Here is a 22,357-nt window from a genome sequence, read left to right as displayed (position 1 = left end):
AAATTCGTCCGTCCGTTTCAGTCCCATAGTTCGTCTCCTTTGCTGCAATAAATGCTATCAAAGGAGCGGCAGCAAACCGCGACACGTCCAAAAGGACGTATTGTTGGTCAAAAGCGCCCCCTGAAGCCAAAACACGTCTGGGCGATCCGGGTTAGGCTCGAACTCGCTGAGAACCATCGCGATCTGGCACTGTTCAATATGGCGATCGACAGCAAGCTCCGCGGTTGCGACCTGGTGAAGATGAAAGTCGTTGATGTTATGGCGACAGGTCAGATCAAGGAACGGGCGTCGGTCTTACAGAGCAAAACACAGAAACCTGTGCGATTTGAGATATCCGAAGGGACTCGCGCCTCGGTCGAGAAGTGGATGGAAGACGAGGTGATGATCGGCTCCGAGTACCTTTGGCCGGGCCGCTTCCATGAGCGGCTGCACATCTCGACCCGTCAGTATGCTCGAATCGTCCGCGACTGGGTCACGTCGATTGGTCTGGAGGCAAGCGCCTATGGCACGCATTCGATGCGTAGAACCAAGGTCACTCAGATCTACAAGAAGACCGGAAACCTTCGCGCGGTTCAGCTCCTTCTGGGCCACACGAAGATGGACAGTACGGTCCGATACCTCGGTGTCGAACTCGAGGATGCCTTGGCCATCGCTGAAGCCATTGAAATCTAGTGCAGTTGGGTCGCCTACGCGGGCGGCCCAAACTGGTCATTCATCGCCTCTGGCCACGCTGCGGTGCAGCTTCAACGAACCGGCCATTCGCTTAATCTGCGAGATCGACGAGTTGTCCGACGTCTGCCTTGCGGGCAAAGTGAGCAGCGAAGTGACGCACATGATCCGCAAAGGTCAGCTTACGCCCGGAATCTGTCCGTTTCGCCAAGTTGCGGCATTGGCGGCACAAGCAGAGGGTTCGGTACCAACTCTTCGTTCAGTAAGAAACTTTGCAATAGATCCTAGGACACTGGGTAACGAAGATCGAAGAACACTGCGTGTAGTATCACGTCCCTTGGGAAATGAGCGCCTTTGAATGAAATTGTTACTGTCTGCCTCGATCAAAGTCCGAAACGCCATTAACACCAAGACTTCCTGGCCAAAAGTTCGCGACAAAGCCCTCATCATTTCCGCATTGACAAACCATTGTGAAACAGATGCACTTTGCTCGGGTCCGCATTCAATTTGACAGCTTTCCCACGTCGGTTTCGTTCAACGCCAGGAAACTTGGCGACGATATTCTCAGCCCCCGGCCTGCTGGCAAAATACAGCAAGGTCACTTCACCCAGGGCTTCGACAAAATCGACAGTGCCGTCCAGAAACCCAGCGGCGGCGTCGGCAACGAAATCCTCAGGTCGTACGCCGATATTGACCTGCAAACCCATTTGTTCGGGCGTGGTCGAAATGGATGAAACGGCTTTTCCGCCCGCATCAAGTGTGACCTCTGTCAAATCCCCGGTTTTGGAAATATTGCCAGACAGCAGATTCATAGAGGGCGATCCGATGAACTGCGCCACAAACTCGTTATCCGGCGTTTCGTACAGTTCCAGTGGCGTACCAACCTGCGCGATGCCTTTGTTGGCAAGAACGACGATCCGGCTGGCCAGCGTCATCGCCTCAACCTGATCGTGGGTCACGTAGATCATTGTGCTTTCGGGCATCGCCTCTTTCAGGCGCGCAATCTCGATCCGGGTTGCAACGCGCAGCGCAGCATCGAGGTTCGAAAGCGGTTCGTCGAACAAATAGACCTTGGGGTCTCGCACGATGGCGCGCCCGATAGCGACGCGCTGGCGTTGCCCTCCGGACAGAGCCTTGGGCAGACGATCCAAGAGCGGATCCAGTTGAAGGGTCTGGGCCGCGCGTTCAACGGCGGCATCGATCTCGGCAGCAGGCATCTTGGCGATCTTCAGTGCAAATGCCATGTTCTCGCGCACGGTCAAATGTGGGTAGAGCGCATAGGACTGAAACACCATGGCAATGCCCCTTTGGGCGGGCGGCACATCATTCATGACCTGCCCTTCGATCTCCAAGGTGCCGCCGGTGATCTTTTCCAGCCCGGCAATCATTCGCAACAAGGTTGATTTTCCGCAACCCGATGGACCGACAAAGACGATCAACTCGCCCTTTGCGATATCCAGATCGATATGTTTCAGAACATCGACCGGACCATAGGATTTCGCGACATCCGTAAGTTTGAGTTCTGACATGGTTTACCCCTTAACCTTAGCCATCAGACAAAACTGTGCGGGGTGCAGCGTAACGCTTCCTGCACCGTCGCTACCGCCGAGTTCCCGCCCGATGACCCGCCAATCACCCAAGGGCAAGTCGACCCGCTGAGCTTCCGTTCCAAGGTTGAAAGCACAAAACACCGCTTCAGACGCATCCTCACGCTGGAAAGTCAGCACAGGTCCAACCTGTTTCATGTTGGACTGCGCACCCGTAGTTAGTGCTGGGTGGACGCGGCGCAAGGCGATTGCGCGGCGATAATGGTGCAGCATCGATTGGTCGTTCGCCTCGAGCCGGTCAACGGCTCTTTCCGTTTGGGCCATACTAACAGGCAACCACGGCTCACCGGTGCTAAAGCCTGAATGTTCGTCCTGCGTCGCCCAAACCATTGGCGTGCGACATCCGTCGCGACCCTTGAACTCGGGCCAGAACTCGATGCCATAGGGGTCTTGCAGTTTCTCGAACGGAACATCTGCCTCGAGCAAGCCCAGTTCCTCTCCCTGATACAAACAGGCAGAGCCGCGCAGACACATCATCAGAACCGCGTGCTGGCGAATGGCCGCATCGTTTAGGTCCCAGCGCGAGGCATGACGTTCAACATCATGGTTCGAGAACGCCCAGCATGGCCATGCGTCGCCTGCCTTTTCCTCGAGCTGATCAAAGACCTGCTTTGCATAAGGCGCGGTCAACGCACGCTTTTCCAGAAACTCGAAGGCATAGCACATATGCATTCGTTGATCGCCCGAGGTGTACTGACCAATGATTTCCAGCCCGCGCTGTGCATCACCGACTTCACCCAAACAGGCACGGCCTTCATATTCGTCGGTCAGCGCGCGCAACCTTTCGAGGAAGGCGATATTCTCGGGCTGACTTTTGGAATAAAGGTGATCCTGGTGGTTATAGGGGTTCACCGCAGGCGCAATTGATGCATTACGTTCTTCGACCGGAAGGGCCGGATTGTCCCGCAAATGTTTGTCGTGGAAATAAAAGTTGATCGTGTCCAGGCGAAAACCATCCACGCCCATGTCCAGCCAGAACCGAGCCACATCCAGCAGTGCGTTTTGCACTTCGTTACAGTGAAAGTTCAGGTCTGGCTGCGAACTCAGAAAGTTATGCAGAAAATATTGCAGGCGACGAGGCTCCCACTGCCACGCTGAACCGCCAAAGATAGACAACCAGTTATTGGGCGGTGTGCCGTCCGGTTTAGGGTCGGCCCAAACATACCAGTCGGATTTCGGGTTGTCCCGATTGGCGCGGCTCTCACCGAACCAAGGGTGCTGATCAGATGTGTGTGACAGCACCAAATCGATCATCACTTTCAGACCCTTGTCATGGGCCTGATCGAGTAACTCGCGGAAATCTTCCAACGAGCCGAACATAGGATCCACATCGCGATAATCGCTGACGTCGTAGCCGAAATCCTTCATCGGAGATTTGAAGAAGGGCGAGATCCAGATCGCATCGACCCCCAGATCCGCAATGTAATCCAGACGTTGGGTGATCCCTTTCAAGTCACCGATCCCATCACCATTGCTGTCCTGAAAGCTGCGCGGATAGATCTGATAGATCACGCCACCGCGCCACCACTCTGACTTTGCTTTGGTTGATTTGGAAAGTTCTACAGTGTTCTGCACGTTCATCAGACGCCTCTATTTGACGGATCCGGCCAGCAGGCCACGGACCAGGTATTTTTGCATTGCGAAGAAAACAATCAGTGGAACAATGATCGAAACAAACGCAGCGGTGGCGAGGATTTCCCAGTTGCCCCCTCTTGTACCCAGCAGTTCGACAATTCGATTGGTCATGACGGTGGTTTGACCTGATGCATCAATCAGGAAGACTTTGGCCACCAGAAGGTCGTTCCAGGTCCACAGGAACTGCAGGATCGCGAAAGACGCCAGCGCCGGGAAGCTGAGTGGAAGGATCAGTTTCGTAAAGATCTGGAACTCAGACGCCCCGTCGACCCGCGCGTTCTCGATCAAATCACGTGGCAGACCGGCCATGTAGCTGCGAAGAAGGTAAATCGCCAGCGGCATTCCAAAGCCAGTGTGGGCCATCCAGACACCCAGATACCCTTTGCCGATCCCAATATTAAGATGGAATTTCAGCAAAGGGATCAGTGCGAGCTGAAGCGGAACAACCAAAAGCCCGACAATAGCTGCGATCAGCAACGCGCGGCCCGGGAACTCCATCCACGCCAACGCATAAGCGGCGAACGCCGCAACCAGGATAGGGATGATCGTGGCAGGAATGGTCACTGTGAGAGTATTAAAGAACGCCCGACCCATACTGTCGGTGCTGTTCTCGGCCAAGAGAACCTTGTGGTAATTGTCCAACGTGAACTCGGGTGGAAGTTCTGCACTTACGAAAACACGCGGGCCGCGGCTGCCAGTAAACTCCTCTTCATTTTCCGCTTTGTAGTTCCCGTTTGCATCGACCGTGATAGTCCCGCCACGACGCAATTCCGCTGTCTGACCGGGTTCATACGCATCCACCGCGCGGGAGCTGACACCCCACTTTGAGATCGTAGCTTTCTGCCCTTCGTCGAACAGGTTCCCTTCAATCACATACGTCCCGTTTTTCAGAATTTGCGTATTGGGCACGGCCGTGCGTAGCGTCAGGTTTTGTTCGGACGGGAACAGGGATTTCCACCAGCCACTGGTCGCGATCTGGTCAGCCGTGCGAAAGGATGAGATCAACAATCCCAGTGTCGGTATTACCCAAAGCACCACGAGAAAGAGGACCGAGGCCTGGACGATCCATCTAAGGGCGGGTTTGGTTCCTGCAATATCGCTCATCCCCTACTCCATTTCCCGGCGTGCGTTGCGGATGTTCCAGACCAAGATCGGCGTCACCAGCAACATGATCACCATGGCCGATGCCGAACCCACGCCCCAATCATTGGCGCGGAACATCTTGTCGTACATGTAGTTGGCCAGAACCTGTGTCTCCCACTGGCCATTTGTCATCGCGAAAACAATGTCGAAGACCTTCAGGACCAGAATGGTGATGGTTGTCCAAACAACCAGAATTGTGTTCCAGATTTGAGGCACCTTGATTTTAAAGAATATCTGGAAGGGATTGGCCCCATCCAAAACCGCCGCCTCGACGGTTTCTTCGGGGATGCCGCGCAAAGCGGCGGACAGTATCACCATGGCAAAGCCTGTCTGAATCCAGATCAGGATCCCCATGAGGAAGAAATTGTTCCAGAACGGAATGGTTAGCCAGGTTTGCGGCTCGGCCCCACCAAAGAACAGATAAAGCGCATTCAGAATCCCGATCTGGTCTTGCTCGGCCGGACGCGCATCGTAGATCAGTTTCCAAATGACCGAAGCCCCGACGAAAGAGATCGCCATCGGCATGAAAATCAGTGCTTTTGCGATGTTACCCCAGCGGATCCGATCAGTTAGCTGAGCTGCCAACAGACCAAATGCAGTCGACATTGCAGGGACCACGATCAGCCAGAACAAATTGTTGCGCATGGCTTCCCAGAATTTCGGTTCTGCCACCATCTGGACGTAGTTATTGAGACCAACCCACTTATACCCACCACCGGCGATGCGATCCGTGAGCGACAGGCGCAACGTCTCAACTACCGGATAGGCCAGATATAGGCCAATCGCTACAAGCGCCGGAAGCAAAAACAGCCAAGGCCGGATCATATTCGCGCGGTTGATGTTGCGGCCGGCATTCGGCCCGCGCGCAGGGAACAGAACCTTGTCCAGAAACTGGTTGGACAGAAAGAAATAGCCCACACAGCCCGATACGCCTATGGCGATGGTCAGCAGGCCCTGAATTGCCGGATGCATCATGCTCTCCGTTGCGAAGGGGAAAAGGGGTGGCCTGACGCGCAGACCGCCCGGGTTTTAACGCGCTTAGTCCAGCGAATCCCAGGAAGATTGGATCTCGTCAGCAACTTCCTGAGCGGGCTTTCCACCAGCATAGTCAACCATACCGGTCCAAAATGTGCCGGCCCCTACGCCGCCCGGCATCAGGTCCGAACCATCAAACCGGAAGGTGGTCGCACCCAGAAGAATGTCGTTCATCTTCTTGAGCGTCGGATCCGAGAACACGGAGGTATCAACGCCTTTGTGTGGCGTCAGGAAGCCGGTCAGGGCCATCCATGTCTCATGTGCTTCGGGGGTCTGCAGATAGGCGATCAGATCATGTGCAGCCGGGCTGTCATTGGTGATTGCCCATAGCGTGCCGGCACCAAGAACCGGGCTACCCAGATCCTTGCTTTCATATGCGGGGAAGTAGAAGAAATCAACATCTTCACCGACAACCGTGCCTTCAGGAAAGAATGCCGGGATGAACGACGCCTGACGGTGCATGTAACATTGTGGTGGCGAACTGAACATGCCCTTTGGACTGTCACGGAAATCGGTCGTTGCGACCGTACCTGCCCCGCCCGCAACATAGTCATCATTGCGTGCAAACGCGCCGAACTCTTCGATGGCAGCGACCACTTTCGGGTCATTGAACTTCATTTCATTGGACACCCAGGCGTCATAGTCCTCGGGCGATTGAGTGCGCAGCATCATGTCTTCGACCCAATCGGTCGCTGGCCAACCGGTCGCACCACCTGAACCCAAACCGATGCACCACGGCGTCTCTCCGTCTGCGACGATCTGATCGGTCAAAGCCTTCAGTTCCTCCATCGTGGTCGGAACTTCGTAACCGGCATCCTCGAAATTCTCAGGCACGTACCAAACAAGGGATTTCACATCTACCTTGTAAAAAAGCCCATAAAGGTGATCCTGCCCTTCGGGCCCCGGAAAAGTGCCCAGATCTACCCAAGATTGTCCGGCTGCGTAATTGTCACGAACCCAATCAGCGGTGCCATCGCCCAACGGTGTCAGAAAACCCGACTTGGCCATATCCGCCGCCAGACCAGGCTGCGGGAAAACGGCTATACTCGGCGCCGAGCCTGCCTCTGCATCAATCCTGATCTGCTGCTCGAAACTATCTGAACCAACATACGCGTAGTCGTGGCCTGTCGCGGCTGCAAAGCCATCCAGAACCGCTTCGACGTTTTCCTGGTCCGGGCCCAGCCATGGCCCGAACACGGTAACCTTATCAGCCTGAGCCGTTCCCGCCATCAGGGCGAATGTGGCCACACCTGCATAAAGCGCGTGTTTCATGAAATCTCCTCCCAGTAATATCTGCGCATTGCAAGATTTTCAAAGCGCTTTGGATGTTGCACTTTATCTGCTGGCAATCAGATTCTGTCAACATATCGTTTTCTACCCCTCAATTATTGCCGATTTTGACCTCATTGCCAAAACGGGTTGACGGAAGCAAAAAACCACAACAAAACAAGTGAGCATCCATTTGAAGGCGCTTTGAACACAATGAACCTGAAGCAGCTCTCTGAGATTCTCGGTCTTTCGCAGACAACGGTCAGTCGCGCGCTGAACGGCTATCCAGAGGTGAACGAGGCGACTCGTGTGCGCGTGCAGGCCGCTGCAGACAAGCATGGCTATCGGCCAAACAGCCGCGCCAAAGGTCTGGCGACTGGCAAGTCCATGGTGATCGGGCACGTCATCCCCAGTTCGTCCCAGCACGAGATGGTGAACCCGATCTTCGGCGACTTTGTCGCCGGCGCTGCGCGGACATACTCTGCGAACGGCTACGACATGATGTTCACCACCGCGGATGACACTTCGATCGAAGGGGCCTATCGCAGCTTGTTTCAGCGCGGAGCCGTGGATGGCGTCGTTTTGCAAGGCCCCAAGGTCAACGAGCGTCGCATCGATCTGCTAAACCGGATGGCGGTACCATTTATCGTACACGGTCGTTCGACCGGGATAGATGCAGAGTATGACTGGATCGATGTGAACAACAAAAGCTCCTTTCGGCGCGCAACACAGTTCCTGATCGACTTGGGTCACCGCCGGATTGCCCTGATTAACGGGCTTGAGGATATGGATTTCGCACAGCGCCGTCGTGCCGGATACCTACAAGCGCTGGAACAGGCGGACTTGATCCCGGACCCACAATTAATGCGCAGCGCCGAAATGACCGAGGTCTACGGCCATCATGAAACCCGCGATATGCTGCAACTGGACGATCCACCAACCGCCATTCTGGCATCCTCGATGATTTCAGCGATTGGTGTGAGGCGGGCGCTGGACGAGGCAGGGCTGCGAATTGGCCGGGATGTCTCGGTCATCGCGCATGATGATGACCTTTCTTATCTCAAAAACGGACAGGATGTGCCCATCTTTACAGCAACGCGGTCCTCAGTACGGCATGCAGGAGAGCTGGCCGCCGAGATGTTGATTGAGAGGATCAAATCGCCTGACGATCCGGTCAAGACCAGATTGCTTGAGGCGGAACTGGTTGTTGGCAAATCAACCGGCCCAGCACCCAACAGGATCTGACAATGAAACATACGCGCAGCGATTTCCCCAATGACTTCCATTTCGGAGTCGCCACCTCTGCTTACCAGATCGAAGGCCATGCCCAAGGCGGCGCCGGTTCGACACATTGGGATACGTTTGCAGCGACACCCGGAAATGTAGTGCGGGGAGAAAACGGCGATCTGGCCTGTGATCACCTGAACCGGTTTGAACAGGATCTTGATCTTGTGCGCGACGCGGGATTCGATTGCTATCGCTTCTCAACCAGCTGGGCGCGTGTGATGCCCGAGGGGCGCGGACCTGTTAATCAGGCGGGATTGGATTTTTATGATCGCCTGACCGACGCGCTTTTGGAGCGTGGCATCCGTCCGTGCGCGACACTGTATCACTGGGAACTGCCGTCGCCCCTGGCCGACTTGGGCGGTTGGCGCAACCGGGATATTGCCGGTTGGTTTTCCGATTTCACTGAGGTCATCATGGGACGGATTGGCGACCGCATGTACAGCGTCGCCCCCATCAATGAACCGTGGTGTGTCAGTTGGTTGAGCCATTTCGAAGGGCACCACGCTCCCGGGCTGCGCGATATTCGAGCCACGGCGCGCGCTATGCATCACGTTCTGCTGGCCCATGGTCAGGCCATTCAGACGATGCGTGGGTTGGGCATGTCTAACCTGGGCGGCGTATTCAATCTGGAATGGGCCGAACCCGCCGATGACAGCGCCGAGGCACAACAGGCCGCCGCTCTGTATGACGGAATATACAACCGGTTCTTTCTGGGCGGCGTGTTCAACAAGGCCTATCCCGAGAATGTTCTGGAGGGGCTGGAGCCCCACCTTCCGTCGGGCTGGCAAGATGATTTCGATAGCATCGGAGCACCCGTAGACTGGTGCGGACTGAACTACTACACCCGTAAACTTATCGCGCCCGCAGAAACAGCGTGGCCAAGTCTCGCTGAGGTTCCCGGCCCTCTGCCGAAGACCCAAATGGGTTGGGAAATCGACCCCACCGCGCTGAGCAGGTTCCTGATCCGAGCAGCACGTGAATACACCGGCGACCTGCCGATCTTCGTGACCGAAAACGGTATGGCCAGCCCCGAGCGTCAACAAGACGATGACCGTATCGACTATCTGGATCAACACTTGTCGGCAGTCCAGGTCGCCTTGGGCGAAGGGGTTCCGGTTAAGGGGTACTTTGTCTGGTCCCTATTGGACAATTACGAATGGGCCTTGGGGTATGAAAAACGCTTTGGCCTGGTTGATGTAGATTTCAGTTCAATGAAGCGAACTCCGAAAGCGTCTTACTTCGCATGGAAGGACATGCTTGCTGCACGGATCTGTTGCAGAGTTTCTTACTGAACGAAGAGTTGGTACCGAACCCTCTTCTTATGTCGCCAATTCCGCAAATTGACGAAACGGACAAATTCCCGGCCCAGAGCCGACATTCGACCGACAATCGAGATTCTGCGATTGCAAGTCCACAAAGCTGCCGTTCGATGCGAACGCAGAGTTTGAGAAATTACAAGTGCCGCCGCCGTCGCCACTGGTTGCGAATAGAACAATACATTGGTTTCTTCCCAACGGGTGTGAGCTGGCTATCCGGCGGAATTCGACCAATACATGTGTGGTTTGTTGAACTGAGACCATTCGTCTGGTAACAAGACGAACCGGAAACCCTGATACAGGAGATATCAGATATGCTGAATTGTCAGACCTCAATACTTCGCGCGGTAGGCGCAGTAGCCCGTTAAAGCGGTCTGACAGATTTCCGATCTGAAGGCCGCCTCGTGAGCGGCCTTTTTTGTGTTTTCCTCATGTGGCGGCTTTCCATCATTTCATGGAGAGAACAATGCCAAGCTTATCACTTCACATACCAATTGGCTGGTCGCGCGGCCTCTTACTGCGGCTAGCGGCTATCTTCGACCGGCGACCCAGTGTGGAACGGCCTATTCGACGAAAGAGAGCCGAGTTGCCGGCTCATCTGAGGAAGGACGTTGGTCTTCCACCGGAGGCTGAACACCCACCTCCTTCGCATTATCGGTTCCCTTTTTAAGGAGCCGTCCAAGCAAGGGCATTAAGCTGCCCTTGCTTTTATCAATCGATCCGTGCCCGGAGGGATGCCTATTCTCCTTCCGCGCGATAAACGGACCCTGCGGTTTGCAGTTCCTATAGACAATTTTTCAAGGCCGCCGGAGAAATCGTTTCGCACGCATCCTGCAACCTGCAAAGACCAAGGTCGGCTGGTCCGAAGAAAAGCCGGCCAAACTGGAAGAGGAAATCCTGCCCATATTCGACCAGCTCAAGCCAAGTGCGAAAACAGCAGCGCCCTTGAGAACACCAGCATGTCCGATGCAAAAACTGACGTTGAAGTCGTCTCGACCATTGAAGGTTTTCTAGAGTAGCCAGTCCATCTTTTAACCCAGTAAATTCCACTTCACGTCAGGATGTTGCGGGTTTGTTTGCCGTGCCGGGGCGGCAAGACAACAGGATCAGGACCAGAAAGGACAGGTTTAGTACGACGTTGAAGGGCGCACCTACTAGAATAGAGCCTAAACTGTCGGCGCAAAACCAGGACCATGCCGCAATCTGAGCGGTCTTGGTCGCGGCTGTCGCCGATACCGGAGCAACATAGGTTCCCAGCGCCCACTGCATTCCCCCCAAGCCAACCGTCAGGCCACCGGTGATCACCAGCAATAAAGGCGACGGAACCATCAGCTCCGCGGGAACGGCGTGCATTGGCCAATACGCGATTTGCAGAAAGATATGCGCAACGGGATGAAGAAACTGAAACGCGGCCAGCGCAAAAAGCGCCCCGGTTGCAACAAGCACACCGCCTGATATTCGCATTGCTGACTGTTGTTGGGTCATGAGTTTCTCCTTTCGATATGCGCCCTTCATGCAGCTTGCAGGGGACGCAAATCAATTACCTCAAAGGTAAGTGAATTCTGTCCGGACCCTTGCTAAACTCAGGTCATGACACCCTATCCCGGCATGCTGAAAGAGTGGCGAAAGCGACGGAGGATGAGCCAGCTGGACCTCGCGGTCGAAGCTGAAGTCAGCGCGCGCCATATCTCCTTTCTAGAAACCGGGCGGTCCCGGCCCAGCCCGGACATGATCCTTCATTTATCTGAGGTCATGAACCTTCCGGTCGAAACCCGAAATCAGATGATGCGCGCCGAAGGGTTCGCGCCGCGTTTTGAGGCAACACCGATTGATGACGCGGCGATGTCGCCAATCCGGGATGCGGTCGAATGGACACTTCAGCAGCATGCCCCTTACCCAGGAATGGTACTGGACCGGCTCTGGAATGTTGTGATGCTCAACAGCGGAGCACAAAGGCTTTTCAAGCCACTGGGGATCGGCGAAGGGCAAAGCCTGCTGGACCTGCTGACCAGTCCGCTGATGCCTGAGCTTGTTGAAAACTGGCCCGAGGTTGCGCATCACACGATGTTGCGCCTGCGCGCTGAAAGCGCCAACGCGGGCGGCGTACCCGCACTGGATGCCGCGGCGCGCGCGTTGTCGCAACAGGGGCACGCCCGCAGTGACGCGGCGATCGGGCCGACAATTTCTACGATCTACCGCTTTGGGGGTCAGCGGCTTTCCCTATTTGGAACGATTGCGCAATTCAGCACAGTCACGGACGTCACGCTGGACGATTTGAAGATTGAGCTGTTTTTTCCGGCCGACGACCAAAGTGCCAAAATTCTGCGTGACCTTGCCCAATTGGCTGCCAATTAAATCATGGTTTTGCAAGAGCCTTATCACGTCCCGGTGAACCTTGCTCATTCCTGACCTTGGCAGAGTTCGACAAACAGCCTGCAAAAGCGATCTGGACGCCGAACAATTCTTCCCCTAGAACCTTACCTGTTATCTTGTCCCCCAAAAGGACCAATTTCATGGTGTTCCCGTCGCAGGGCTGAGCAGCCCCTCTTCATTCTGAGCTTAAAGCTCCTGACCGCGACTTTTTCGCCGGATCTTTTCCGGCAGGTGACCCATGACAGACCAAATCCTGATTTCGCAGGCGCCCACCCGCGCCGAATTCACGCCGTTGATCCGGCTGGCCGTGCCGCTGATGGTCGGGCTGGCCGCAGCGCTATTGATCGGCGTCGTAGATACGGCCATGATTTCTCCGCTTGGAACAATCCCGCTGGCGGCGGCCGGTGTGACCACAGCCGTTCTGATCATCCTGATCTCCGCCCTTTGGGGCGTGATCACGGCTATTTCCGTGCAGATCAGCCAGGCCGAAGGCGCACGCGATGCCGCGCGGGTTGCGCTTTCGTTGCGCAGCGGGCTGTTGCTGTGCCTTCTGGGCGGCGGCGGCGCGGCGTTGGTGATGATGGCGCTCTATCCGTTGCTGGGGCCTTTGGGTCAACCGAGGGAGGTTCTGGCGATCCTTCTGCCGTACTGGATGTCGATGGCGATCTGGATCGTGCCTTTCACGCTGTTTTTCGGCCTGAAGGCTCTGTTCGACGCCGTTGGGCGGCCCTGGACGGCCGTGGCGCTGTCTTATCTGGGTGTCCTGTTCAACGTACCCGCAAACTATGCCTTCATTCACATCCTTGATCTTGGAATTCTGGGCGCTGGCCTGGCCAGCATACTGTCGCAATGTACGTCGCTGTTAGCCGGGATTTACGTTTTGATACGCGCGCCAGGGCTGGCCGCCTTTCGCCAACGGGTGACTGTTGCATGGGCGGATGTCTGGTCACAGGCCAAAGACGCCCTGCCGCTCTGTCTTGGCTATGCAGGTGAGGGCGGAGCCTACGCCGTGGTGGGCCTGATGATGGGTTGGTTGGGGGCCGAGGCGCTGGCCGCCCATCAAATCGTCAACGCGCTTGCGGGGCTGGCCTATATGATCCCGCTTGGCATGGCGGGTGCTGCCTCGATCCGTGTGGGTCTTGCAGTCGGCGCAGGGAGTCGAGAAAGGCTCAGACCGATCCTGAAGGCGTCCTTTGTGATGGTCACGCTATGGCAGGCAGTTGCCGCCATCGTCTTCATTACCGCTGGTCGGATGATGGCGGAAAGCATGTCGGATGACCCGGCCGTCGTTGACCTCGCGGTCACGTTGTTTTTTATCGTGGCACTGCTGCAGGTTGCGGACGGCGTTCAGGGCACTGCTTTGGGTGCGCTGAGGGGAATGTCGGACATGAACCTGCCGACGATAATTACCCTGACAGCCTATTGGCCGCTTGCCTTGCCGGCCAGCTATGCACTGGGTTTCCTCTTTGATCTCGGAGCCGTCGGCGTCTGGATCGGCTATACTCTGGGTCTGGTGGCAGCAGCTATCGCCCTGCCCTTGCGGTTCTGGGCGCTGACACGGCCCTGAATTTTTGGGGGTATTCGATTGGGAAAACTTAGCCGCGAGCCACTTCGCGACGGAGTGATATGACTTGCCAGATCTTAGGGCTGCGACATCTTGGGCGTCAGGCGTGATAGGAGAGATACGGGATCAAAACCCGCCATTGCGGTCAAACCGGACATTGATCGAGGCTTTCCATCAATGCGATGCGGTCAATTAGAGGAGAGTTTCGCTGCAGGTGCTAGATGCTAACTAGCGCGGAACGCAAAGAACGCAGACAGAGTCGCTGCCTGTTTTCATCTAGGCCAATAGTAGCCATTAACTTGCTTTACTTCTATCCACCCTCGGTACTTGAAGACTTTGGCTAACCGGTGCACTTGACATCAAACTCAGCAGCGCGCTTGTTGTCTTTTTTGAAGAACTTCACCTGACCACTTGCGCCTTTGAACACGCCAGTGCCACCGACAACTGCCAATTGGGTTTCGAAGTGGGGCACGGTGTCGGGACTGCTCGGGGCTGGGTACGAGCCAGAATAGATTAGCTGGTTGCCGTCGATTGTTAGGTAGGCGTTAACGATAAGCTGGGTTTTGCCCTCACTTGCGCCAGGCGCTATCAGCGTCGTGACATTCTGCATACCAACAACCTGACCATCTTCACCGAAAACCGTGACGTGCCCAACTGCAACATCCCCGATTTTGTCGCCACCAGACGTGATCTTCAGGTCTTCTAAGTAGACAGTAAATTGACCGCATTCTAGAGCGCTGTCAGCTGAAACAGGAAGGGCATAGGTGAGAATAAGCATGGCGGCAAGAAAACGCATTTTGACACTCCTATGTAGAACAAAAAAGGGCTGGCGAACTATTTCGACAAGCCTTGCGAAAGCGTAGGATTGAAACAAGCCAGCATAGATGTTCGCTCATTGTTTTCTAAGCTCGATCGTCAACAACCAGATTTCAAAGGCGTATTTTCCCCCTCCTTCCTTGATGGTCGCTTCAAAGCGATCATAAAACTGATCCAGAAGAGGTTCGGTCTTCTGCTCAGTGTCACTGCGTAACAAGGATTGCCTGAACGTGGACTCGGTGAAGGAGCGAACAAAGCCTTTATAGCTTGCTGCGTACTCTTGGGGCGCATTGATCTGATCTGCAAAGATATCATCCGGTTTTTGCTGAGCCGGAGCTACCTCAGCTCTTTCGATCAAAAATCCATCTGCCAATTCCTTGTTACGTTGAAATGGCTCTAGTGCCTCTTCCCTGGACATAAACCAGATTGGCATTACGAAGTCCCGCAGCGCGTGCTCAGATATTAACCCGTCTTTCACCATCGTTTCGGCAACGTCGTACATCGCGCGATAGGTGTGCCGGCCAGAACTACAAACGCCATTAACCTCGCTCGCATCCGGGATGGAGCCCAGTGTTGAGACCATAAGCCTGCCGCCACTTCGCAATTCACTATGTCGGAAAGTTAGGAAACTTTCCCAGTCTCGTTGCGCTTGTCTTTTGAGCTCCAGGCGAGCTTCTCCCTGCAAATCTGCGAACCACAGCGTGCCCTTTGAAGAGACCAGGGGCTGTGTGCTGAGCCAATGGCTCGCCCCAAACGAAGTCCCGACGTCAATGGTAGCGGTCGGTGCAGCCATTGAGAAAAAGCTACCTACGCTTGCAACAGGGCGAATACTGGAAGAGAGATTGGTGTAACCGTCTTGGCCAGCAGCAAAATCGAATAGGGTATTCCAATCGTTTTCCGCCTGATCGACATGGTGAACAAAGATGGAGCGACTTGGGTAGCGGTCAGCAAAAGACTTTACAGCAGGCTTGACCGACAAGATCGCGTTAGATCCTGTGCCACAGCCATAGTCAGCGATGTGTATTTCGTCTGATGAGGCCAGAACCTTGTCGGCCATTTCCCGAACATCGTCTGCGCGAGATTGAATTGAGTGCTTCTGCGGGAGGGAATTCCCTGCATAGTCAATCATTCCCTCAGTTGGGCTGCTCCTATCGTTCATTCGATCCTCCCACGTGCAGTTGGGTTGGCAGCTAGAGCTTACAGTTTACATTGTTTGTTGCTCAAAATCGATGAATTGCCTGACACAAAGCAGGTAGCATGTAGCCAACCGAAAAGCCGCGATCGCAGACCATCCGACGGCCACTTGATGCGAACAGAAATCGCTCAAGTTGGCCTTTGATCCGCAACCGGCTTGCGGGACATATTGGCAAACGCTACGTTGACCTGAGGCCGTTCCGAGGCGGCCCCCTGGTCCGCGGAAAGCTGTCATCGGCACCTCGCACAGAATGTGTGAAAACCACATCGGTTTCTCAGCCCGGATTAGCGGACCGACGGGCAGTGGAGGGAAGACCGATGACCAAATCACTCGATCAACTGCGCCGTGATGCCAAGGCTTTAGGCAAGGCTCTGACAGAAGGCGACAAAGGCGCCATGTTGCGTGTCCACGGCATTGTCGCAACCCCCGCAATCGGGGCCTACAAACACGCGGATTGTCTGCATGTCATAGCGCGCGAGACTGGATACGCTTCGTGGCCAGCATTGAAACTTGCCGTTGAAACGCAAGGTATGGATCGCGCGCAGAAACAGGGGCGGCTGCGTTGGGCGCTTTACAATGGTTCACACGAGACAGTCGTACATCTGCTCGCGGATGAACCAGACCTCGCAGACGGTCAGGTACCTCTTCTCGTCGCGCTGTATGACGTAGCAGCGATGCACAAGATCCTGGCGCAAGATGCGAATGCCGCGTCGCGCGAATACCCTCCGCGGCGACCAATGTGCCACCTGGCGTTTTCGCAATACATCAAGACAGCGCCTGAGAAAGAACCCGAGATGCTCGCCATGGCGGAATTGCTTGTCGAACACGGCGCTGACGTAAATGACAGTTTTGCATTCGACTCCGAGACAGACCAACGCTTGTCCGCTCTCTATGGCGCCATCAGTCATGCAGACAACATACCTTTGGCCAGGTGGCTGTTGGAGCATGGGGCAAATCCCGACGACAATGAATCCCTCCACCATTCCACTGAACTGGGCCATACCAAAAGTCTTCGTTTGTTGTTGGAACATGGGGCAAATCCGAAAGGAACAAATGCGTTGCCGAGGGCGATTGACTTCAACAGCACCGATGCAGTCCGGCTGTTGCTGGAACACGGCGCTGATCCCAATGAAGGCATCAATCCTCGTCCGTCGGGTGAACCTTCCTTGGTGATCCCCGCCTTGCATCAGGCAGCCCGGCGTTTGGCTTCGGGCGAAATCGCTCGGCTTTTGTTGGAGCACGGCGCGAACCCAAGTGCTGTTAGCCGCGGCCATTCTCCCTATGCCTTTGCCCGCATCTTCGGAAACACGGATGTCGCGTCAGTTCTGGAGCGCGCAGGTGCATCCACGCAGTTGACGTTGACCGAAGAGCAACTCGCACGGGCAGCGGACGCAGCGTCAAAGGACGACGACCAGATCGACATGAGTGCCCTGTCGCAAGAGATGAGGTTTCTTCTTTGCCGCCTCGTCTGGCGTGAAGGAACCCTGCCTCACATGCATCGACTGGTCGAAATTGGCTTTGACCCAAATCTGCCGGACGAAATGGGAATGCCGCCCCTGCACCTTGCCGGTTGGGAAGGAATGCCCGACGTCATGTCGTATTTCCTGAACCAAAACCCGGACCTGAACCACACAAATGCCTACGGAGGGACACTGCTGTCAACGATTGTTCACGGGTCAGAAAACTGCCCACAAAGGGCGCATCGCCATCACATCGAATGCGCGCGTCTGGCGCTGGAGACCGGTGTGGCGCTTCCGCGAAAGGCCTCGCAATTTGCAACCGTTCCCGAGATGTCCGCCTTTCTTGCTGACTGGGCGGAAGCGCATCCCCTGCAAGTCTCGGAACACGGAGTCGTCTAAGGTTCGAAGTGCTTGCGCCAGACGTATAGGCTGCCGTAGCCAGATTTTTTAACGGCTGACCTTCATCGGCAGGATCGGCCCCCAGGGCGTTTGCCGCGCTTCACCAAAGGCAGAGAATCCCGCCTTGTGATAGGCCGCGATCGCACGCGCATTGTCCGGGTGCGGATCTGTTGCGACAACCGGGGCTCCTGCGGAAAACACCCGTTTAAGATGCTCAGAGATAAAGCCCGGGCCGTGCCCGCGCCCGATCATATCTGGCTCACCAATGAACTGGTCGATGCCCCGAGATCCCGGCGGAAGGGAATAGAAATGGTGATCCTCCCAACCGTGAACAGTGTAATCCTGGATATATGCAAACGGGCGTTCCGCAAGCGAAACGATCCATCGTCGGACTCGCGCGTCTTCCAATTCGTTGTTCGTGCTTGGCTCATTGGAATCCCACCATTCGCGAACATGTGGGTGCGATTGCCATTCTGAGATCATCGCAAGATCAGCCGACGTCACCTTGCGAAACGCATATCGGTTAGGGGTAAGCATGGCTAAAGGTAGCAAACAGGGGACATATGTATAAGACCATCTGCTAATCTCTGGCGACGTGGCACTATGCCTTAAGAACCAAGGGTTTGTTTTGGCGCTACCCCGGCTCCCGACTGCAGCTAAGTGACCCGATAACTCGAGCTGCAATGGCGGCCCATAAGAGACATTCGTTGCCCGCCTCCGATGCTGCGGTGCAGCCCGTACTGCCGCCGTTCGCTGCGGGTGCAAAGTCGAGAGCTTGATGGGTTAGAAGCGGACCACTGGTCTAAGCTGCACCGCATATGCTCAGAACGAATTCAACGCGTTGTTGCACTGATACCCTTGGCAGCTCCGTTCTCAAGTAGCCAAGGGTATCTAATGCGCACAAAATACGGTGATACTCCTGAACTGCTGCGCAGAAGTCGTGTCTGCGCTCACCATCCTGCGTGAAAAGCTCTTTCCATGGCGGAGCCACAAAAACTTGCTTCGCATATTGCCGCGTTTTTCCGAGTGTTTCTGATAAGTCCTGTCCGCCGGAACTCGCTAAAGCAACAGCTGCATCGACCAACCCGCGATCAAAAAAGACAGAACCTTCTAACTCACGCGCTGCGTGCAAGTCGCTCATTGCAACCTCAATGGCACGCAATGCGAATGCGTGCATGTTGACCCACGGCAAAGCGTGACCCGATCGGGCCAATTCATCCGCAACAATCCGTCGACCGGGCTCTGTCACCGTAGCGTGTCCGCGCTCGCCGAGGGCCTGAAGTAACGTTGACTTCCCGCCACCAGAACAGCCTGTCAGCAAAATCAACTTTTGTCTCATCTCTGTTTCCGAAAACCAATTCTGCTTCGCGCTAACGTTCGTTTTGAGGGAGTCCGTCTGCGATCTCGTAATAGTCCCCTTTCTCGGACACGAAGATATGCATCGCGAGGGACGTATGCGTTGGACCATCGAATACGCCCATGGCGACAGCCGTCCAGTCATGGTGGATCGGATCCCAGAACAGTGTTGATCCACAGGTGCCGCAAAAGCCCCGTCGCGCCTTTTCAGAAGACTGGTACCAGCGCACTACATCCTCGCCTTCGATCCGAAGTGCTGTACGGGGAATATCTATGGAGGCCTCAAAATGACCGGAATGCTTGCGACATTGCTGGCAGTGGCACGCGGTGGGGCGTGGCAGGTCACTTTCGACGACGATCTTTACGGCGCCACAAAGGCAAGATCCTCTATGCATGGCCGACCTCCTCTGCTTTTGGCATACGGTTTCGGCGCCGCATGTTCAGTGCTTGAATGAGAGCTTTCGCCTCGACTGGCGGCTCCTGTTCGACGCGTCGGTAGTCGGTACCATCGTTTTGACGCGTCAGAAGCCCGGCAGAAATCATTGTGCGCCGCAGGGTTGCTGGATCTTCGAACGCGTGTTCGAGAATCAGACGCTCGTTGACTTCCTGCTCCATCATCGACTGTGCCGGCGGAAGTCTTGCCCAGAGCGCCCAAAGAGCAAGCGTTTGCACGTTGCGTCTGGACGGCCAGCGAAGGAGACGACCATTGGCATCGAATTGATACAAGGCGCGCTCTACGGTTCTCGCATCAACAGTTTGCCCGTTGGTTGCGCGCGCAAGCCTTTGACCAGCGGCATGGACCGAGCGCATGTGTTGGACGTTTTGAAAACCTGCGGCACGCGCAGCCATATTCATGAGCACGAGGTGCGGCGGGCTTGCGTCACCGAGTTGCTTGGCGAGGGATCGCACAAACACGGTCAAGTCGTCCGCGTGTAACGGCAGAGAGATTTTAGGCATGGGGCTTCCACATCAAGCGCCATTGCTGGATCGTCGGTCGCTGGCTTAACGAAGCGGCGCTCTCAACTGTGTTAGTGAATGCTTTGCCGTTCGATCTGTTTGGCAGGTTTAGCTCTCCCGGAGGAGCAGCGACGCCTCGGTTTCTGCCGACCGTGCAAAGTAGATAGCAAATGATGCGACCGAGGCCAAGGCCATCGTTGTATTGCCCGCCCAACCAGACAGTTTCCTTCATCCGTCTCTTCTTGGTTCGCTCTGATCGCTGGAGAATAACGCGATCTTGTTGCCTTGAGGATCGCGCAGGTAGCCGACAAAAAAGTTCGGTCCGTAGGCCTCTCTGAAGCCCGGCGCTCCATCGTCTCTTCCACCCGCCTCAAGTGCAGCGGCATGAAGATCACGAACCTGTTGTTGGCTGCGCGCCTCGAACGCGACCATCGTGCCATTTCCTGTTGATGCGGGCTTCCCGTCAAAAGGAGATTTGACATAGAACTCAGGGAGGTTTGGCGCCTGCCCCGGCTTTGTAGGAAGCGCATAGCTCAGGTCACCGTGATAGTGTTCCAGCTGATATCCGAGATCTGGCAGAAACGCGGAGTAGAAGCGTTCAGCGCTCTTCATGTCATCGGCACCTATTGTGATGTAGGCAATCATAGTTAAGCATCCTTGTGATTTGTTCCCATTCGTCGCTTGACGCGTTTAGTCGCGGCGGTTCGCGCATTTGATCATATAAACCAGTATCGCCGCGCATGTTCGGCCTTAGCCTCTTCGATAGTCATGCGATTTCTACCAAGCGGATCAATTGATGGAAAATCATTGGGTCGTGCTGAAGCGGGCAGAGTGCCGATGGCAAGAACGGCCGCACCGCCGGCAAACGCCGCAGAAAGGCCAAACATGGCACCCCAGGATATGCCAGCGACGATCCCGGCCAAAACCGCTCCATACGCGCCTACCCCGTCCAGCAAAGTGAACGCGAAACCCAGCGTCGTACTTTCGTTGCGATCCGAGTGATCAACTGTAGCTGCCAGCATTGTCGCTCGAACTGCGTCCAGCGAAGCGACCCCAAAGGCCATCAGGGCTATCATGATCCAGAACGGAGGCTCGAACACCAGTACACCGATAGCCAAGGCAGCAAAGCCGTTTCCAGTTGCGAGGATCGAGAAGCGGTTGAGCTTGTCAGAAATTGATCCGACCAACGGTTGGGCGAGCGCCCCGGACACAAGCATAGCTGCGAAGATGCCCCCTATCATACTGGGTGCAAGTGCGTGAACCGTCGCCAAGTAGAGTGGGATCATGCTTAGCAGAGCGATCAATGCCATATTGTAGAGCGAGACCATGGCAACGAGGCGGATCCCCTTTCGACTGCGCCACGTCTTCAGAAGCAGTAAGAGCTCCTTGCGATTGATACGCAAAGTTTCGGAGGCAGGAACCGCCCGTGCGACCCACAAAAAGCACACGCCAACCAAAGCGGTTGGAAGCACGGAAAGCGCCAAAGCAACGGGCCAATCGAGGGCCGACAGAAGCAACCCGATCGACAGTGGCGCGAAGACCTCCGCAAAGGATCCTCCAACGGCATGCACTCCCAAGGCGCGGGCGCGTGTCGCCTTGTTGGTGCTCGTCAATATTCCAGTTGCGATCGGATGCCAGGCCGCGTTGCCCATACCAGCGAGCGCCAGAAGGATAGCAAGGCTCCAAAATCCTGGCGCCGCTGCTGCGAGAACATATCCCACGACGACCCAGAGAAAGGTGCCGACAAGAAGACGACCGCGGTTCGAAACCCAATCTGCGATGAGGCCTGCTGGCAGGTAGGCCAAAGCGCCGCCAATGCTGAACAGCGTAAACAGTAGACCGACCTCAGCGGGGGAAAAGCCCATGTGTAGACCAGCAGCCGGCACGATCAACCATAGCGCTGCAATTGGCCAGTCGATGGCGAAGTGTCCCGCGGCGAACCAGGCCATTAGGGATCGTTCTGTCATGGTGGCTAACCCATCGAGTGCAAAACATCGGGCACGGTGCCCGACTGATTGGCGATTGATAGCGAAGGATGGTATGTCTGTTTGTCGACAGGGAGACGACTGTTATCGAGGATTCGTCAATGAAGTACAGCACGCCGACTACATCTGATCGACCCCGCTATCTCGGGGAAACGATTGAGCCAGCGTCAGGCGAAAGCTACGACTGGCATTCCCACGATTTTGGGGTCTGCTCCGGCTGAGTGCAGAATGACACCCTAAGCCCGTAGATCACCTGGTTTTCCACCTGTATTCGCCCGTGAGCAGGATATG

The 22,357-nt window shown here is 55.6% G+C and carries 20 protein-coding genes; 6 read left to right on the top strand and 14 right to left on the bottom strand.

Translation table 11 applies throughout. The annotated features are described in order from the left end of the window. The first annotated feature begins 51 nt into the window (after nucleotides 1-51). Nucleotides 52-672: a tyrosine-type recombinase/integrase gene (locus tag ACR0J7_RS20025; protein ID WP_480915436.1), complete on the top strand. Its 621-nt coding sequence runs from the start codon at nucleotides 52-54 to the stop codon at nucleotides 670-672. 443 nt (nucleotides 673-1,115) lie between these two features. Here the strand turns inward: ACR0J7_RS20025 and ACR0J7_RS20020 are convergent, their stop codons facing one another. The 5 genes from ACR0J7_RS20020 to ACR0J7_RS20000 all read right to left on the bottom strand — a co-directional run bounded on the left by ACR0J7_RS20020 (nucleotide 1,116) and on the right by ACR0J7_RS20000 (nucleotide 7,361). Then, nucleotides 1,116-2,198, bottom strand: a complete 1,083-nt coding sequence (locus tag ACR0J7_RS20020) for an ABC transporter ATP-binding protein (protein ID WP_480509102.1) — start codon at nucleotides 2,196-2,198, stop codon at nucleotides 1,116-1,118. Nucleotides 2,199-2,201: 3 nt separating this feature from the next. Then, nucleotides 2,202-3,857 (bottom strand): alpha-amylase family glycosyl hydrolase, encoded by a 1,656-nt coding sequence (locus tag ACR0J7_RS20015; RefSeq protein ID WP_480915434.1) that lies wholly within the window; start codon nucleotides 3,855-3,857, stop codon nucleotides 2,202-2,204. A gap of 9 nt (nucleotides 3,858-3,866) precedes the next feature. Then, the gene (locus ACR0J7_RS20010) at nucleotides 3,867-5,015 is read right to left on the bottom strand and encodes a carbohydrate ABC transporter permease (RefSeq protein WP_480489052.1); all 1,149 of its coding nucleotides are present in this window, start codon (nucleotides 5,013-5,015) and stop codon (nucleotides 3,867-3,869) included. A 3-nt stretch (nucleotides 5,016-5,018) separates the two neighbouring features. Further along, a complete protein-coding gene (locus ACR0J7_RS20005; RefSeq protein WP_480489051.1) occupies nucleotides 5,019-6,026 on the bottom strand; it encodes a carbohydrate ABC transporter permease in 1,008 nt (335 codons plus the stop codon). Between the two features lie 66 nt (nucleotides 6,027-6,092). Continuing rightward, complete coding sequence (locus tag ACR0J7_RS20000) at nucleotides 6,093-7,361, bottom strand: ABC transporter substrate-binding protein (RefSeq protein ID WP_480915432.1); 1,269 nt, start codon at nucleotides 7,359-7,361, stop codon at nucleotides 6,093-6,095. 210 nt (nucleotides 7,362-7,571) lie between these two features. Here ACR0J7_RS20000 and ACR0J7_RS19995 point away from each other — a divergent pair, with 210 nt between their 5' ends. Both ACR0J7_RS19995 and ACR0J7_RS19990 read left to right on the top strand, forming a co-directional pair. Further along, entirely contained in the window at nucleotides 7,572-8,603 is a 1,032-nt protein-coding gene (locus ACR0J7_RS19995) for a LacI family DNA-binding transcriptional regulator (protein ID WP_480495814.1), read from the top strand. 2 nt (nucleotides 8,604-8,605) lie between these two features. Continuing rightward, nucleotides 8,606-9,937 (top strand): GH1 family beta-glucosidase, encoded by a 1,332-nt coding sequence (locus ACR0J7_RS19990; RefSeq protein ID WP_480871514.1) that lies wholly within the window; start codon nucleotides 8,606-8,608, stop codon nucleotides 9,935-9,937. 1,080 nt (nucleotides 9,938-11,017) lie between these two features. On the opposite strand, the gene ACR0J7_RS19985 is transcribed toward ACR0J7_RS19990, so the two are convergent. After that, a complete protein-coding gene (locus ACR0J7_RS19985) occupies nucleotides 11,018-11,446 on the bottom strand; it encodes a hypothetical protein (protein WP_480871515.1) in 429 nt (142 codons plus the stop codon). Between the two features lie 105 nt (nucleotides 11,447-11,551). Here ACR0J7_RS19985 and ACR0J7_RS19980 point away from each other — a divergent pair, with 105 nt between their 5' ends. Both ACR0J7_RS19980 and ACR0J7_RS19975 read left to right on the top strand, forming a co-directional pair. Further along, on the top strand, nucleotides 11,552-12,316 hold the full coding sequence (locus ACR0J7_RS19980) for a helix-turn-helix transcriptional regulator (RefSeq protein ID WP_480912149.1): 765 nt from the start codon (nucleotides 11,552-11,554) through the stop codon (nucleotides 12,314-12,316). 256 nt (nucleotides 12,317-12,572) lie between these two features. Further along, nucleotides 12,573-13,901 carry an MATE family efflux transporter gene (locus tag ACR0J7_RS19975; protein ID WP_480871516.1) on the top strand — a complete coding sequence of 443 codons (1,329 nt, stop codon included), beginning with the start codon at nucleotides 12,573-12,575 and terminating at the stop codon, nucleotides 13,899-13,901. A gap of 337 nt (nucleotides 13,902-14,238) precedes the next feature. On the opposite strand, the gene ACR0J7_RS19970 is transcribed toward ACR0J7_RS19975, so the two are convergent. Together ACR0J7_RS19970 and ACR0J7_RS19965 are read right to left on the bottom strand one after the other, a co-directional pair. Next, on the bottom strand, nucleotides 14,239-14,694 hold the full coding sequence (locus ACR0J7_RS19970) for a hypothetical protein (RefSeq protein WP_480871517.1): 456 nt from the start codon (nucleotides 14,692-14,694) through the stop codon (nucleotides 14,239-14,241). 96 nt (nucleotides 14,695-14,790) lie between these two features. Next, nucleotides 14,791-15,873, bottom strand: a complete 1,083-nt coding sequence (locus ACR0J7_RS19965; RefSeq protein WP_480871518.1) for a class I SAM-dependent methyltransferase — start codon at nucleotides 15,871-15,873, stop codon at nucleotides 14,791-14,793. 353 nt (nucleotides 15,874-16,226) lie between these two features. On the opposite strand from ACR0J7_RS19965, the gene ACR0J7_RS19960 reads away from it, so the two are divergent. Beyond that, the gene (locus ACR0J7_RS19960; protein WP_480871519.1) at nucleotides 16,227-17,768 is read left to right on the top strand and encodes an ankyrin repeat domain-containing protein; all 1,542 of its coding nucleotides are present in this window, start codon (nucleotides 16,227-16,229) and stop codon (nucleotides 17,766-17,768) included. A gap of 48 nt (nucleotides 17,769-17,816) precedes the next feature. Here ACR0J7_RS19960 and ACR0J7_RS19955 read toward each other — a convergent pair whose 3' ends face one another. The 6 genes from ACR0J7_RS19955 to ACR0J7_RS19930 form a co-directional block, all read right to left on the bottom strand. After that, entirely contained in the window at nucleotides 17,817-18,305 is a 489-nt protein-coding gene (locus tag ACR0J7_RS19955; protein ID WP_480900605.1) for a GNAT family N-acetyltransferase, read from the bottom strand. 265 nt (nucleotides 18,306-18,570) lie between these two features. Then, on the bottom strand, nucleotides 18,571-19,107 hold the full coding sequence (locus ACR0J7_RS19950; RefSeq protein ID WP_480667931.1) for an AAA family ATPase: 537 nt from the start codon (nucleotides 19,105-19,107) through the stop codon (nucleotides 18,571-18,573). 31 nt (nucleotides 19,108-19,138) lie between these two features. Continuing rightward, nucleotides 19,139-19,519, bottom strand: coding sequence for a GFA family protein (locus ACR0J7_RS19945; RefSeq protein WP_480871523.1), 381 nt, complete (start codon nucleotides 19,517-19,519; stop codon nucleotides 19,139-19,141). Beyond that, on the bottom strand, nucleotides 19,512-20,081 hold the full coding sequence (locus ACR0J7_RS19940) for a DUF2087 domain-containing protein (protein ID WP_480810085.1): 570 nt from the start codon (nucleotides 20,079-20,081) through the stop codon (nucleotides 19,512-19,514). Before ACR0J7_RS19940 ends, ACR0J7_RS19945 begins: the two co-directional genes overlap by 8 nt. 228 nt (nucleotides 20,082-20,309) lie before the next feature. Beyond that, nucleotides 20,310-20,726 carry a VOC family protein gene (locus tag ACR0J7_RS19935; RefSeq protein WP_480871525.1) on the bottom strand — a complete coding sequence of 139 codons (417 nt, stop codon included), beginning with the start codon at nucleotides 20,724-20,726 and terminating at the stop codon, nucleotides 20,310-20,312. Between the two features lie 71 nt (nucleotides 20,727-20,797). Continuing rightward, nucleotides 20,798-22,048, bottom strand: a complete 1,251-nt coding sequence (locus tag ACR0J7_RS19930; protein WP_480871526.1) for an MFS transporter — start codon at nucleotides 22,046-22,048, stop codon at nucleotides 20,798-20,800. Between the last annotated feature and the right edge of the window lie 309 nt (nucleotides 22,049-22,357).

This window comes from Ruegeria sp. O4 (genome assembly GCF_056535125.1).
This window is presented reverse-complemented; position numbering and strand designations above follow the sequence as displayed.